The organism is Streptomyces sp. NPDC058665 (assembly GCF_042714995.1).
Classification (GTDB): domain Bacteria; phylum Actinomycetota; class Actinomycetes; order Streptomycetales; family Streptomycetaceae; genus Streptomyces.
Genome location: NZ_JBHXRX010000077.1, coordinates 22,312 through 36,054 on the forward strand (window position 1 = coordinate 22,312; position 13,743 = coordinate 36,054).

16 protein-coding genes are annotated in these 13,743 nt (G+C 66.7%); 10 read left to right on the forward strand and 6 right to left on the reverse strand.

Annotated features, from left to right (window positions below):
• Nucleotides 1-197 precede the first annotated feature (197 nt).
• Complete coding sequence (locus ACFWV8_RS33370) at nt 198-377, reverse strand: hypothetical protein (RefSeq protein WP_384213012.1); 180 nt, start codon at nt 375-377, stop codon at nt 198-200.
• A 374-nt stretch (nt 378-751) separates the two neighbouring features.
• Here ACFWV8_RS33370 and ACFWV8_RS33375 point away from each other — a divergent pair, with 374 nt between their 5' ends.
• From ACFWV8_RS33375 to ACFWV8_RS33385, 3 genes are all read left to right on the forward strand, one after another.
• Entirely contained in the window at nt 752-2,386 is a 1,635-nt protein-coding gene (locus tag ACFWV8_RS33375; protein ID WP_384213015.1) for a dihydroorotase family protein, read from the forward strand.
• Nucleotides 2,383-3,189, forward strand: a complete 807-nt coding sequence (locus tag ACFWV8_RS33380) for an isochorismatase family protein (protein ID WP_384213017.1) — start codon at nt 2,383-2,385, stop codon at nt 3,187-3,189. Before ACFWV8_RS33375 ends, ACFWV8_RS33380 begins: the two co-directional genes overlap by 4 nt.
• Nucleotides 3,190-3,362: 173 nt before the next feature.
• Nucleotides 3,363-3,755 (forward strand): transposase, encoded by a 393-nt coding sequence (locus ACFWV8_RS33385; RefSeq protein ID WP_384213020.1) that lies wholly within the window; start codon nt 3,363-3,365, stop codon nt 3,753-3,755.
• Between the two features lie 74 nt (nt 3,756-3,829).
• Here ACFWV8_RS33385 and ACFWV8_RS33390 read toward each other — a convergent pair whose 3' ends face one another.
• The 3 genes from ACFWV8_RS33390 to ACFWV8_RS33400 are packed head-to-tail and all read right to left on the reverse strand — an operon-like array spanning nt 3,830 to nt 6,329.
• Nucleotides 3,830-4,309 (reverse strand): peptidoglycan recognition family protein, encoded by a 480-nt coding sequence (locus ACFWV8_RS33390; RefSeq protein ID WP_384213023.1) that lies wholly within the window; start codon nt 4,307-4,309, stop codon nt 3,830-3,832.
• Complete coding sequence (locus ACFWV8_RS33395) at nt 4,306-5,055, reverse strand: type 1 glutamine amidotransferase (protein ID WP_384213026.1); 750 nt, start codon at nt 5,053-5,055, stop codon at nt 4,306-4,308. The genes ACFWV8_RS33390 and ACFWV8_RS33395 overlap by 4 nt, the downstream gene beginning before the upstream one ends.
• Nucleotides 5,052-6,329: a MurT ligase domain-containing protein gene (locus ACFWV8_RS33400; RefSeq protein WP_384213029.1), complete on the reverse strand. Its 1,278-nt coding sequence runs from the start codon at nt 6,327-6,329 to the stop codon at nt 5,052-5,054. The genes ACFWV8_RS33395 and ACFWV8_RS33400 overlap by 4 nt, the downstream gene beginning before the upstream one ends.
• Nucleotides 6,330-6,571: 242 nt before the next feature.
• Here ACFWV8_RS33400 and ACFWV8_RS33405 point away from each other — a divergent pair, with 242 nt between their 5' ends.
• The 7 genes from ACFWV8_RS33405 to ACFWV8_RS33435 are packed head-to-tail and all read left to right on the forward strand — an operon-like array spanning nt 6,572 to nt 13,251.
• Complete coding sequence (locus ACFWV8_RS33405; protein ID WP_384213032.1) at nt 6,572-7,924, forward strand: diaminopimelate decarboxylase family protein; 1,353 nt, start codon at nt 6,572-6,574, stop codon at nt 7,922-7,924.
• On the forward strand, nt 7,921-9,378 hold the full coding sequence (locus ACFWV8_RS33410) for an aldehyde dehydrogenase family protein (protein WP_384213035.1): 1,458 nt from the start codon (nt 7,921-7,923) through the stop codon (nt 9,376-9,378). The genes ACFWV8_RS33405 and ACFWV8_RS33410 overlap by 4 nt, the downstream gene beginning before the upstream one ends.
• A complete protein-coding gene (locus ACFWV8_RS33415; protein WP_384213038.1) occupies nt 9,375-10,415 on the forward strand; it encodes an ATP-binding cassette domain-containing protein in 1,041 nt (346 codons plus the stop codon). Before ACFWV8_RS33410 ends, ACFWV8_RS33415 begins: the two co-directional genes overlap by 4 nt.
• Nucleotides 10,412-11,191 (forward strand): ABC transporter permease, encoded by a 780-nt coding sequence (locus ACFWV8_RS33420; RefSeq protein ID WP_384213041.1) that lies wholly within the window; start codon nt 10,412-10,414, stop codon nt 11,189-11,191. Before ACFWV8_RS33415 ends, ACFWV8_RS33420 begins: the two co-directional genes overlap by 4 nt.
• 13 nt (nt 11,192-11,204) lie before the next feature.
• The gene (locus ACFWV8_RS33425; RefSeq protein ID WP_384213044.1) at nt 11,205-11,993 is read left to right on the forward strand and encodes an ABC transporter permease; all 789 of its coding nucleotides are present in this window, start codon (nt 11,205-11,207) and stop codon (nt 11,991-11,993) included.
• A gap of 20 nt (nt 11,994-12,013) precedes the next feature.
• A complete protein-coding gene (locus ACFWV8_RS33430) occupies nt 12,014-12,949 on the forward strand; it encodes a hypothetical protein (RefSeq protein WP_384213047.1) in 936 nt (311 codons plus the stop codon).
• Nucleotides 12,946-13,251 (forward strand): PqqD family protein, encoded by a 306-nt coding sequence (locus ACFWV8_RS33435; RefSeq protein WP_384213050.1) that lies wholly within the window; start codon nt 12,946-12,948, stop codon nt 13,249-13,251. The genes ACFWV8_RS33430 and ACFWV8_RS33435 overlap by 4 nt, the downstream gene beginning before the upstream one ends.
• On the opposite strand, the gene ACFWV8_RS33440 is transcribed toward ACFWV8_RS33435, so the two are convergent.
• Together ACFWV8_RS33440 and ACFWV8_RS33445 are read right to left on the reverse strand one after the other, a co-directional pair.
• Complete coding sequence (locus ACFWV8_RS33440; protein WP_384213053.1) at nt 13,235-13,504, reverse strand: hypothetical protein; 270 nt, start codon at nt 13,502-13,504, stop codon at nt 13,235-13,237. The genes ACFWV8_RS33435 and ACFWV8_RS33440 overlap by 17 nt on opposite strands.
• Nucleotides 13,497-13,743 (reverse strand): hypothetical protein (locus ACFWV8_RS33445; protein WP_384213056.1); only part of this gene is annotated, 247 nt, incomplete at its 5' end. The genes ACFWV8_RS33445 and ACFWV8_RS33440, both read right to left, overlap by 8 nt.

Consider the following 13,743-nt stretch of genomic DNA (forward strand, 5'->3'; position numbering starts at 1 on the left):
GGACAATTCATCGCGACGATCACACCAAGTGTCAATGCATCATGGGTGACCGGGCGCGCTCCTGGCGGCCGCAGCGTCCCAGCGGTGGTTTGTTGACGGCGGGTCAGTGCGGGAGCAGGCCGTGGGATGAGGGCGTCAACCACGGCTCCGAGAGCCCAGGGTGACTACAAAGTCCCCTGACCTTGCGTCGGCGCAGGTCAGTTGAGTCCGAGGATGGCCAGCGGCCGCTCGTAGGGGCGGAGCGCTGTCGTGCGGAGTCCGGCGGCGATGTGGGTGTGGCCGGCGGTACGGAGTCGGTTGATGGCGAAGCCGCGCAGGGTGGCAATATTCTCCGGGGGCCGAGGTTCGGGGGCATCCCCCTGCGCCGGCCTGAACACGGGGCCGATTTCGGCGATGAGGCATCCATGGCAAGCCGGTGCACGCATAAGCCCCAGCCGGGATCCAGATCCCTGTTCAACTGCCGACAATCCTCAGTCGAACAGACGTCTCCGGGAAACAGATTGGTTTGCGCGTCACACACGTGCGCGCGACGAGGAACCGCCGTACTGTCGCCAGGAGATCGCGTCACGCCATGGGGCGGGAATGCCTCGCCATGCGGGCCTCAGTCAGGCTGCAACCCTTCATCGCATTAGGCGATCCGCCTGCCCGAATGCACTTCGTCCCACCGATCGGCGTATCGCCCTGTCAATGCGCGGGTTCCTTCACATTCCTCGCGCTCACCATTTATCGCGCACTCACCGGAGGACATATCGTGGCTGGGGAAATTCTTGATCTCGTCGTAGCGAACGGGACCGTCGTGCTCGGCGATGGACGCCACAACGTGGCGGTAGGCGTCAAGGACGGAAAGGTGGTCGCCCTCGCGCCCGAGGAGTTGCTACCACCTGCGAAGGAACGCATCGATGCTCACGGGAACTACATCCTCCCAGGCATCGTCGACTCGGAGGCCCACCCCGGCTGCTACGTGCCCTTCGAATACGACATGCGCACCGAGTCGCGGACCGCGGCGTGCGCCGGGGTGACCACCTGGGGAATCCAGGCGCCGGTGACGCGCATGGGTACCGAACCGTTCCAAGAGGTCGTCAACCGGGCCGACGTGGTCTCGTTCCATCAGGCTTTCCCTTCGGCTCGGAAGGTGATCGAGACCGTTTCGCACGTTGACGCCTACCTCACGTACATGCTCGAAACCGATGAGCAGGCCCACGAGATCCAAGAATATGCCGAGGCGCATGGCGTCACCTCGTTCAAGCTCTACCTGCAGACGCGCGGCCTCAAGGCCATGAGGGACGGTGACGACAGCAACTGGCCGTCTCGGCGCGCAGGTCTCGGTACTGGCATCGACGACGGAACCGTTTACCAGGTGATGGAGCAAGTGGCCCACCTCGGCTACCCGGGGATGGTCCACATCCACCCGGAGAACTGGGAGATCGGCCGGGTCTTCGAGGAACGTCTGCGCGCGGCCGGCCGCACCGACTTCGGCGCCTGGACAGACCGTTCCCCCGACTTCCTCGAGGCACAGCACATCCGGGCCTACTCATATCTGGCGCAGCAGACGCCGGGAAATCCTCCGCTGTACCTTCAGCACTGCACCACGCGCCTCAGCTTCGAGGAGGTCGCGAAGGCACGCGCGGAGGGTGCGAGGGTGTTCGCGCAGACCGGCCCGGCATGGCTGTGGGCGCAGCCGGAGGACGGCTGGCGGATCAACGTGCCGCTGCGGCGCCGGGAGAACATCGATGCCCTGTGGCAGGCACTTGCCGACGGCACCGTGGACGTCGTCGGGTCCGATCATGTGGTCGGCTGGGAGCCGGCGAGTTTCGAAGAAATGTACAACCCAAACATCTGGGACTGCCGTACCGGCTTCAGCCGGGTCGAACTCTTCCTGCCCGTTCTCCTGTCCGAAGGCGTACACAAGGGCCGGATCAGCATGGAACGCCTGGTGCAGGTCAGCTGCGAGAATCCGGCCAAGACCAGCGGCCTCTGGGGCCGCAAGGGCTCGCTGCTGCCCGGCTTCGACGCGGACATGGTCATCGTCGACGCCGGACGCGAGGTCACCGTCGGCAAGGAACACATCAACACCCGAGCGGGATGGTCGATCATGGAAGGCCACACCTTCCACGGCTGGCCGATCAAGACGATCATGCGTGGCAAGGTCACCGCCGAATGGGCCGACGACTCCCCGGGGATGCGTCCGGTAGCCGAACCCCGGGGCGAGTATCTGGCTCGGCACCCGCGACGCGCACCGCACATTTACCCGGTTGCGGAGCCGACCGCCGTCGACCTGTCGCACCCCCGGTGGAGCGGTTCGGACTTCAGCCGGCCTGGCTTCAGCGCGGAGACCCAGCTCTACACCTCCGTGCGCGCAGACAGGCTCGGGGAGGTCGGGCGATGAGGGACAACACCCGGGGCAGTGACATCAACGAAGAAGCTGCCGTCAACGACGAGGTCTGGGCGGATGTCCTCGGCAAGACCGACCGGACGGTCTTCGAAGCCGCGGGCTGGGGACGTCGGGCAGGCTTCGGCCGACGGCCGGCGCTGGTGATCGTCGACCTGAACTACAACTTCTGCGGAGACCGGCCCGAGCCGATACTCGAATCGATCGAACGCTGGCGATACTCGTGCGGCGAGGTCGCTTGGACCACGGCGATACCGGCGATCGTGCGGCTGCTGGAGGTCGCACGACGCAAGCGGCTACCGGTGATCTACACGACCAACCCACGGCGGCCGGATGGATTCGACCTCGGCGTCTGGACGTCGAAGAGCACCCGCAGCGATGATGCGGTGGACGTGAACGGACACATGGGCAACCGGATCGTCGCCGAGGTCGCACCAGAAGCCGATGACATCCTCATCGAGAAGCGGAAGCCCTCAGCCTTCTTCGGTACACCGCTGATGAGTCACCTGACGATGCTCGGCGCCGACTCGCTGATCGTCACGGGCACGACCACGAGCGGTTGTGTGCGGGCCACGACCGTGGACGCCATCTCCTACGACCTTCGTGTCACCATCCCGCATGAGGCCGTCTTCGACCGGGCGGTACTCTCCCACAAAGTGAGCTTGATGGACATTCATATGAAGTATGCCGACGTCACCGGGCTTGACGAGGTACTCGGCCATCTCGAAGGACTCAAGCAGGGGATGTTCGACGACGTCTATCCGCCGGCGGCAGCCAGGGCCAGGGCCGCTGAAGCCTAGACGGCCTGTAGGCGCCGGTCGTGGCCCCGGGCCTCGCTCGCAAGTTGTCGCGGGTTGCCGGTCGGGCGCAGTCTGGCCGGTAGCGCCTACATTCGCGGGAGGCCCGGTGTTTTCTGAGGTGCTCGCGCCCTCAAGGCTGCAGCGTCCGACCGGTGCCCCCCTCTCAGCCTTGGGTGAGACGGAAGCCCGTGTTCTACCTGCTGGAGCACGACATCGAGTGCTGGCTGCTCAACGCCCGGCACATGAAGGCCGTGCCCGGCCGCAAGACCGACGTCAAGGACGTCGAGTGGATCGCCGAACTGGTCGAGCACGGCCTGGTCCGCCCCTCGTTCGTGCCGCCCGAGCCGATCCGGAAGCCGCGGGACCTGATCCGCGGTGAGCGTGATCCGCGGGTCCTGGCGGAGATGGCCCATGGCAGCATGGGCGGCGAAAACGGCCCGGAACCTGGCGGATGTGGGCCGATGCGGTGCTGGGCGGGCTTCAGTTGGTGGCCCGTCCGCTTCCGGGTTGTCAAGTCCCTACGGCCCGGGAGCCCGCGAGGAACGTCTGCGGCGTACCTACGGTGATGCTGTCGGGGTAATGCTCGATCTCAACCGGTGAGAGGGTGAGAATGTGGAGCGACGGGGTTCGACGCCTCGGGTCAGGAGAAAAAACCCTGGTCCAGGAGTTCCCCGACGACCGCGCCTGGGCATTCCGTGGCAAAGAATTCCCTATGCCCCCGTACGCAGGGCGTGACCCCAAGATCCAGCAGGAGGCCACGGAACTCGGCGAGCCCGCCGAGTTGGACTTCCGTGGGGCTTTCGACACCGCCGATCATGAGGGAAACACTGTAGTAATCAGTGTTTCCGGCAGTGGTGCCCTGGGCGGCCTGGTATCTGTCGAACCCGCGCCCGGCGAAGACTTCGCCGTGCGGGCACACTCCGAAGCTGTAACCGATGTCCACCCATCCATTGCCGTCGATGTGAAACCTGCGGACACGCTGCCAGTAGGCGACGCAGTCCGCATGCTCGCGCAAGCTGGTGGCGCTGCCGTTGTAGTGCAGTACGAGCCCTTCGCTAGGTTCGGCGGGATCCGCTTCGGTGGGGGGCCAGCCGAAGAATTCCCGCTGCCGGAGGATCATTTCGCAGCTCCCTCAGTCTCGATGCATGTCACGGGCTTATGGCCCAGGGCTGTCAGACGTTCGCTGCGGAGGCCCTCGGTCCAGGGATCGTTCATCACCGGCAGACTGCCACCGGTAGCCCAGGAGAGCAGGAGGTCGGCGAGCGCGGGGTTGCGCACCAGCGCGGGTCCGTGCAGATAAGTGCCCATGATGTGACGGTGGAAGCCGCCCTCGGTCCCGTCGCCATTGCCCACACCGACCATCGTCCGGGCCAGGGGGCGCGTATCTCCGCTCAGCACGGTGGTTCCGCGGTGGTTCTCGAAACCGGTGACCGGGGGCAGTGACAGGGGCGCAGGCACCGTGCCCAGCAGCTCACCAACGGCGCGCCGGGCTGCGTGCTCACTGCGGATGTCGAGCAGCCCCAGCCCGTCGGCCGTCCTGCCGTCGTGGGTGACGAAGCTCGTCCCGAGGAGCTGGTAGCCCGCGCATACGCCGAAAACGACACGGCCGGCTTCGGCCGCACGGCGCAGTCCCCGGTCGTTGCCGAGTTGTCTCGCGACTTCCTCCTGGGCCAGGTCCTCACCGCCACCGAGGATATGGATGTCGGCCGACTCCGGCACTGGCTGTCCCGCGTCGACCCGGACGACCCTGATCGGGATGGCTCGTGCCCGCGCGCGAGAGACCAGGGCGATGACATTGCCTCGGTCTCCATAGGTGCCAAGGAGTTCGGGGCAGATCCAGGCGATGGTGAGATGCTCCGCGGTCATCGTCGCCCCGTCTCGACGGACCGCGGTCCGGTGCTCCGGACGGTGCGAATGGCGGAGAGGAAAGCGGTGTAGTTGGCGACCACATCGAGCCGGTCACCGACGTCCGTGGCTTCGTCTCGTACGCAAGCCGCGGCGAGGGAGTCGACCATTTGGAACGGGACCTGCTCGTAGTACAGCCGTGTGGCGATGTCGTAACGGCGTTCTCCTGTGACGAAGACCGACCGGTTCCGCAGTCCCGAGAAGTCGACGTCCCACAGCCACGAGGTGTCGAGTCCGTCAAGTTCCCGTGCGTTGAGGGAGAACAGCACGCGAGGGCTGTCCATGAGTACATCCATCGTCTCCAGCCAGCTGGCGGGATTCTTGGCAAGCAGGAGACGGACGCGTCGCCCCTGGTACTGAAAGTCCTCATATCGCCCCGACACACTGCCGACGTCGGCCATTCCGCTCAGTGCCCGGCCTGCGGGCACACCGTGGATCCGTGCGGCGGCCAGTGCCATGGTCGCGTTCGCCTCGTTGATTCTGCCTGGCAGTCGCAGGCTCAACAGGTGTGCCGTCCCGCTCCGCGAGTCGACGGCACGGCCGTTGTCGAGGGTCCATCGGGGAGAGGGACGGGACAAGGTGCAATGCGTGCAGTTCCAGGAGCTCTCTCCCTCCCTGACCAGTCGGTTGCCACATGCGGGACAGACCCACGAGTCTTCGGTCCAGCGCTGCCGCACGGAAACCCAAACAACCCTGGGGACGTTGCGGCACGCCCAGACGATCCATGGGTCGTCGGCGTTGGCCACCACGGTCGCCCGGGTACCGGCGAGCGCGGTGGTCCACGACTCGGCCGTCATCCGGCACTCTGGATTGCGGTCCAACTGATCTCTGCTCAGATTGAGCAGGATGACCAGGCTGGGATCCGTCTCCAGGACGGCTCGTGGCAGATGGCGCTCGTCGACCTCAAGGACAGCGTGTTCGACTTCACTGCCCGCGGACAGGAGCGCGGTCGTGATTCCGTCGGGCAGATTGGCTCCGAGGCTGTTGCTGACGACGCCGGCGGAAGTGGCCAGCGCCTCCGCCGCGAGACGGGTGGTGGTCGTCTTGCCGTTGGTGCCGCTGACCAGCGTGACAGTGAACTGTCCTGCCAGGGAACGCAGTACTCGGGGTGAGATACGCAGGGCGGCACGTCCCCCGGCGAAGGAACCGCCGGGGCGGCCCGTGCGGAGGTGATAGCCGGACACTGCCCGGCCCACGAGGACGGCGAACCGGTCCCGTGTGTGCCGGACACGCACTGACTCCGGCCGGGCAAGGAGAGAGCTCGACAAGGCTGCTCCAGGGGTGAGGGGCTCGGATGCTCCGGTCAGAGTCACCGCTCGGCCGACATGGTGCCGCAAAATCGGCGCCATCTTCCACCCCTCGCGAATGTCCGGGCGTTCAAAATTTCGGCCGGCGAAATCCCTTTGAACGGCATTGACTTACGGGCTGGACGCCGACAATTCTGTGCCCCAGACCGAAGGCCCAGGGAGGAACACGGATGCGGGAAGACGCGGACACACCGCTGCGCGGATTGTCCCGCGAACAACTGAGGCGCATCGACGAGGTCGTCCCCTATCTCAGCTACGCTGACGGACTGCTGCACGCATTCGGAGCGCCGGCAACGGAACTGTGGCCGGGAGATCACCCTCGGATCGTCTTCTTTCCGGAGCGGGCGGTCAGCAACTACCGCAACCTTCAAGGCGCATTCTCACGGCATTTCGGTTCGGACGCCTTGGTTTATTTCGCTCTGAAAAGCTGTTACGTACCGGCAATCGCGCAGGCGTTGCACGCCGCCGGTGCCGGGGCCGAGATCATGAGCGCTTTCGAGTGGCGACTCGCCCTTCGGTACGGCTTCGCCCCGGACACCGTGGTGGCCAACGCCGTTCGCCGGAACGAGGAGTTCCGCGAGACTGTGCTCAGCGCCGGAGCCCGGGTGATCGGCGTCGACGGCCTGGAGGAACTGGAGGCGGTGTGCGCCACGGCCCGGCGGCTCGGCGTACGCCCTGACGTCACCGTGCGTGTGAACCCGTTCGAGACGGACACGTTCTTCGGCGGCAGTTCCAAACTGGGCACACCGGCCAAGGAGGCGGGCGCGCTCCTCGAAGCGGCCCTGCGGTCACCGGATCTGGGCACTGTCGGAGTGCACAGCCATCAGCTGCGCAAATGTGTGGACCCACAGCGGTTCGGCACTCTGGTCCGCGCGCTGGGCGATCTCGCCGCCGACGCCTCCACCGACCGGCGCCGTGTCGCCATCGTCAACCTCGGCGGCGGTTTGGAGTCACGCCATGTGATGGAGCAGCAGGGAGTTGACTGTGACGACTTCGCCGACGTCGCGAAGGACGCGCTCTCCGGCATGAGGCCCGGTTTCCGCCTGATACTGGAACCTGGCCGGCACCTGGTGTCCGACGCGGCTGTGGCCTTCACCCGGGTCCTCGGAACAAAGCAAACGGCGGACGCGCACTGGGCAATCACAGAGATCGGGACGAACGTCCTGGTGCCCTTTCCGGACCGCGCCTACCGTCCTGTTCCCCTGACGTGGAACGCCGGGGACACCTGGCAGACGTATCACCTCTCCGACGCCATCGCCGCGCCCAATCTGATCTGCGGCAACGCCCCGCTTCCCGAGTCGGTCGACCGGTCCGGTCTCGCCATGCTGGACTGCGGGGCCTACACCACGGTCTACAGCGAGCTGTGGGGCTGTGACCTGCCTGACGTGGCTGTCTTCGACGGTGGACGGACCCGTAGGGTCTTCGGCCCGGCTGAGCGCGAAGGCATGTTCATGAACCTGTACGGCGGTGACACCGAAGCTGCCACAAGTCTGTCGGCGGACGAGGCGGAGGTGGTGAAATGACCGCGACAGCCGAGCTGACAGGGGGGAAGCGGGCCACCCTGTTCCACGCGGGTGGCCGTTGGGTGCCGGCACACGGTGAGGCGCTGGACGTCATGAACCCAGCGACGGGCCGCCTTCTGGGCCGGGTGGTGGCCGCCACCGCCCAGGACGTCGGTCAAGCGGTCGAACAGGCCAGGGCAGCTGCGCCGGTGTGTGCCGCTCTTCCGCTCGCCGAGCGCCAGAGGTTGCTGCTCCGGCTGCGTGACCTGCTGGCCAGGGACACCCAACAACTCGCGCGGTTGATCACCGCCGAGATGGGAATGCCTCTGCGACAGTCCGTCGAAGCACAGGTCGGATGGTGTGCCGAGGTGATCGAGGACGCCGTGGCCATGGCCCCGGACGCTCTCGCGGACGAGCGCACCCAGCAGTCGGTGGTCCGCCACCCACCGGTCGGGGTCGTTGCGTGCATCACCCCCTGGAACTTCCCTCTGCACCAGATCCTCGGCCGGGTGGCCGAAGCCTTCGCGGCCGGATGCCCCAGTGTGGTCAAGGCCAGCGAACTCGCGCCCTTCTCCCCGTTGGCCCTCGCCGGCCTCGTGGCCGAGGCCGGCTGGCCGCCTGGGGCCTTCAACCTGGTCAGCGGCGGGCCGGATACGGGCGCCGCTCTGGTTGCCCACCCGGCGGTGGACCTGATCGCCTTCACGGGCTCCACACAACGCGGCCGGACGGTTGCCCGTGAGGCGGGCGGGTCGCTGAAACGGGTCCTCCTCGAACTCGGCGGCAAGTCCCCATCAGTGGTCCTCGACGAGACCCACCTGGAACAGGCGGTCAGGGCGACACTGGAGAGCTGCTTCTTCAACTCCGGCCAGATCTGCTCCGCGCTCACCAGACTCCTGGTGCCACGTCGTCTCATGGACGATGTCGCCCAGATCGCCGAGGACGTGCTCCGAGGCGAGCGAACCGGCGATCCACTGGACCCTGAAACCGTGCGTGGGCCCTTGGTCTCGGCCGCCCAACTGGACCGCGTACGGGGCTATCTCGGCCTTGCACGCGCGGCCGGCACACGGATGCTCGGCGCGCCGCCCCCCGCCGCCGGGGGCGGCTACTACGTGCGGCCGACCGTCTGTCTGGGCACGGACCCCTGGTCCCGGCTCGCCACGGAGGAAATCTTCGGCCCGGTCCTGTCCGTCGTGCCCTACGAGACCACCGAACAGGCCGTCACCTTCGCCAACGCCGGACACTACGGCCTGAGTGCCAGGGTGTGGAGCGCCGACCGGGACAGGGCCCTGGCCGTCGCCACCGGAATCCGCGCCGGCCAGGTCGGGATCAACGACTCGCCCTTCGACGGCCGCGCGCCGTTCGGCGGGTTCAAGCACTCCGGAACCGGACGCGCCCACGGAGTGGCGGGGATCCGGACATTCACCGAGGACCAGGTGCTTCCGCTGGCACCGGGGGGCGGGAAAGGAACCCCGTGACTGATCAGTTCCGTGACCGACCGGCCATCCAGGCCGTCGACCTGACGCGTACGTACAACCTGCGCAAAGGATGGCTCAGGCCCACCTTCGAGACCGTGGAAGCCGTGCGAACGGTGAGCTTCTCGGTGTACCCGGGTGAGACCTTCGGGCTCCTGGGGCCGAACGGCGCCGGCAAGACAACGACGATCAAGATGCTGAACACTCTGCTGTTGCCGACCAGTGGCACAGCACGGGTACTGGGGTTCGACGTGGCCAAGGACCCTGTGGAGGTCCGTCGCCGTATCGGTTATGTCTTCGGCGGCGACAAGGGCCTGTACGACCGGCTGTCCGCCAACGACAACCTGCGGTACTTCGCGGAACTCTACGGCGTCCCCCCGAGGGAGCAGCGCAGCCGCGTCCACGAACTCCTGGACAAGGTCGGGCTGTCAGGGCGGGCACACGAGCGGGTTGAGGGCTACTCCCGCGGCATGCGCCAACGACTGCACATCGCCAGAGGTCTTCTGCACCGTCCTCAGGTCCTCTTCCTGGACGAACCTTCACTCGGTCTCGACCCAGTGGCCGCACGCGAACTGCGCCGCACCGTGGCCGAACTGTCCGGTGAGGGTGTCACCACAGTGCTCACCACCCACTACATGGCCGAAGCGGACGAATTGTGCGACCGCATAGCCATCGTGGACTCCGGTGTGATTCGGGCGCTGGGCACGCCGGACGAACTCAAGGGCTCCGTCGCACGGGGAACCGTGGTGGAGGCGACGGTGCGTGGAGCCGACGAGACACACCTGTCGAGGCTGCGAGACCTGCCGTCCGTACAAGGTGTCGCGGTAACGCGGACCGACGGTTCGGAGACGGTGCTCACCGTACGAGGGGAGAACGGCACAGAGATCCACACCCAAGTCGTGAGTGCGCTGCGAGGTCTGCGTATCACCAGGCTGACCAGCAGAGAACCCACCCTTGAGGACGCCTACGTGGCCATCGTCGGCTCGGGTGCCGAGCCCGGTGCCACGGACCGGAAGACATCGCCGGAGGCGGCAGTATGACCGCTGCCCACGTATGCCGTGTGGTGACGGCCGGCATCCGGGTGCATTTCGTCGGCGCCTCCCGCTCCCGGATCTGGCTTCTGTTCACCATGATCACTCCGGTGGTCTACGCCCTGGTGGCTCTTTATCTGCTCGACGCGGCTCGCCGTCCGGACACACTCCCGGAGGCTGCCGTCAGCGCCGGCCTCATGGGTGTGTGGTCATCGGTCCTCTTCGGTTCGGGTACGGCCATCCAGGACATGCGTTTCCGGGGAACGCTCGAACCGGTCATGGTGGCGCCCACCCCCTTCAGCTTCGCGCTCATTCCCGTGGCGGTGTCGTCGTCGGCCATCGGCCTCTACTCCATGGTCGCCACGGTCCTCTGCGGCGCCGCCTTCTTCGGCACGCCCCTTGACTATCCGGCACCTGCGGCACTTCTGTTCGCCCTGATGGTCTGCCTGTTCGCGACCGGGATGATGGGCATGCTGCTCGCCACCACATTCGTGCTCATGCGCAACGCCAACGCGGTCGTCAACACCCTCGACCACCCGGTGTGGATGCTCTCCGGGACCATCATGCCCCTGGCGCTGCTCCCCGGCTGGCTGCACCCGCTCTCCTGGATCCTGCCCAGCACGTGGGGCGCGGAGGCTGTGCACCGCGCGCTCGCCGCCGAACCCGTGGCCTGGCCGGCCACCCTCGCGGTACTGACCGGCCTCGTATACCTGGGCCTGTCCCTTCTGGCCCTCAGACATGTCGAGCATCGGGCAAGAGTGACCGCCTCACTGGCTCTGGCATGAAAGGACGCTCCTGATGCGTACCCTGCGGCTGATCGGGACGGGGGGCCTGATCTCCTACCGTGCTCTCTTCAACTGGGCCACTCCCTCACTCTTCATCGGCTCCCTCCTCGCCGCCCCGGTGTTCCAGCTGCTGTTCTTCGTTCTGCTGGGACGGCACACGGGGACCGCGAACGACGACTTCTACATCCTCGGCAACGTCGTCCTCTCGGCAACCGGCCCGTGCGTGACCGGGGGCACCATGGCCATCGCCAACGAGCGGAGGTTCGGCACCCTTGGCCCGGTGCTGCTCAGTCCACGCAGCAGGCTCGCGCTCTGGGGTGGCAGGGCCTTTCCGTACATTGGAAACGCGTTGCTGGTGATGGTCTTCACCCTGGCCTGCGCCACGGTCCTGCTCGGCGCCGCCGTACCCGCGAGCGCCCTCGGTCCACTGTCCGTCGCGCTGCTGTCAGCCGCGCTGTCCGGCACCGCGTTCGGCATGGTCATCGGCTCGATCGGGCTGCGTGTGCGCAACACACTGATCACGGCGAACGTGACCAACACGCTGCTGATCCTTCTGACCGGTGGCGTGGTGCCCAGAGAACACCTCCCGACATGGATGGACAGCCTCGGAGAGGTACTGCCACTCACCCACGCGATCGAGGCCGCGCGTGCCTGTGCGAGCGGCTCTTCGGACTTCTCCGTGGTGCGGGGCCCGGTGCTGACGGAGTTGGCGCTCTGCCTGGCCTACGCGTTGCTCGCCGCGCTGCTGCTCCGCTTCTTCGAACGCTCCAGCGTCCGCGGCGGGACTCTCGACACCGTATGACAAGCCACAGCACAAGCAGGATGGCCGGGACGGCCACAGGAACGGAGAGATCGATGACGTTTGAAAGCCCGGTACTGGAACTGAGGAAAGGCAGCGGAGAGGAGGCAAGTGCGGAACAGAGTGCGGCTCTCCGTGAGGCCGTACGCAGCGGGACGTTGCCCACCCGTGAGGAATTCCTCGACGCCTACCCTCAGTTCTCCACGGCGGCGTGCACGTTCCTCAGCGGCTCCCTCGTGGAGGGCTGGGGCAATGTGAAGAGCGACATCGACGCCTTCGTCGTCACCGAGGAGGCCGAGCCCCCGCGGTCACCGTCGCTTCTTCTCATGGAGGAGTCGGTGTCCACCCAGGATCCGACGGTGTGGATAGCGCTGGGCCAGCTCGGCCCGTTCCGCGTCGACATCGAAGTATGGCATGTCGCGCAAATCGATGAACTGGTCAGCCGTTTCGTCAGGCCGACCGAGGACGGCCGGAACCACTATCAGGGCTACACCGGAAGCATGTCGCTGCACGAGCGAGACCTGTTCTACCGCCTGTGCGTGGGCAGGCCGCTCACCGGTTCGGACTGGTGGGGGCGGCAACGCCAGGCGATAGTCGAATCCGACTATGCGCTGTGGCTCGCCGAGGACCACAAGGTGGGCGGCGAGAACCGCCTTGAGGACGTGCTCGGCATGCTCTCGAACGGAGACGCCAGATCGGCGGCTCTGGCTGCCCGTGAAGCCTTCATCATCGCGCTGTCCGCGGTCCTTGCCGCCCACGGAGACATCTGCCCCAGCCGGAAGTGGCTTCCGCAGCGCCTGGAACGCCACCAGCCGCCGGAGATTTCCTCCGAGGAGGCATGGCGAGTACTTTCCATGGCCGGCTGCGTCGACTCTCCGGGCGAATGGGCGTCCGAGACCGCGCGTTTGTGCCACCGGCTGTTCCTGGCCGTTGAGCGTGCCCTCACGGAGCAACGATGAGTGCCGGGACGAAACGAGCGGTGGCTCCCGGCGAGGCCGCCCCGCCCTGCCCGCGGCGCGAGATCGACGTACGCACCTACCGCGGCGGCGGCGCCACCTTCCTGGTGCAGCGCATCGACCGCTACCGGACCAACGAAGTCGGCGGCTACATCTGGTCCTTGTGCGATGGGGAGACCCCGGTGGACGACATCGAAAACGCAGTTGCCCTCCGATACGGGATAGATCCAGGTCTGGCCCGGAGCGGGGTCCGGGATTTCCTCTCGGACCTCGGAAGATGCGGATTCCTCATCCGGCCTGACTGAGCAGGGCATCTCGCGCTGGTCGGTGGGCGAACTCGTCGACTGCGCCCTCCAATCCGGAGCGGACCGCGTAACGGGTCTTCCACACGACGACATCGGCCGTACTGCCCGGCGCGGTCCAGGCTTCCTGTACGGAGGAACCGGCCGCGACCACGGTGATGGGCCGCCGGGACACGGCGTACCACGCCTCGATGCCGGAGAGGATGGCGGGATGGTCGTCCACGACGACCACGCTGACCGGTGTGCTGTCACTCATGTCGGGTCAACTCCTGGAGTTCTGTGGGTCGTTGCCAGACAGCCTCCACCCACAGGCTTCCGTCCCGCGTCGTTCTGGCCACGGTCACGCCGGCGTCCGCGGCACGGCCATGGGCCTGAGGTGCCTCTTCCGTGTGACGGCGGTCGGCGCGGTCCTCGCTGATCACGCTCACCCGTACCGAGGAGGGTGTCGACACGACGGTCACCCGCGCGATCGAGCGTGTACGGCTGAGGGTCACC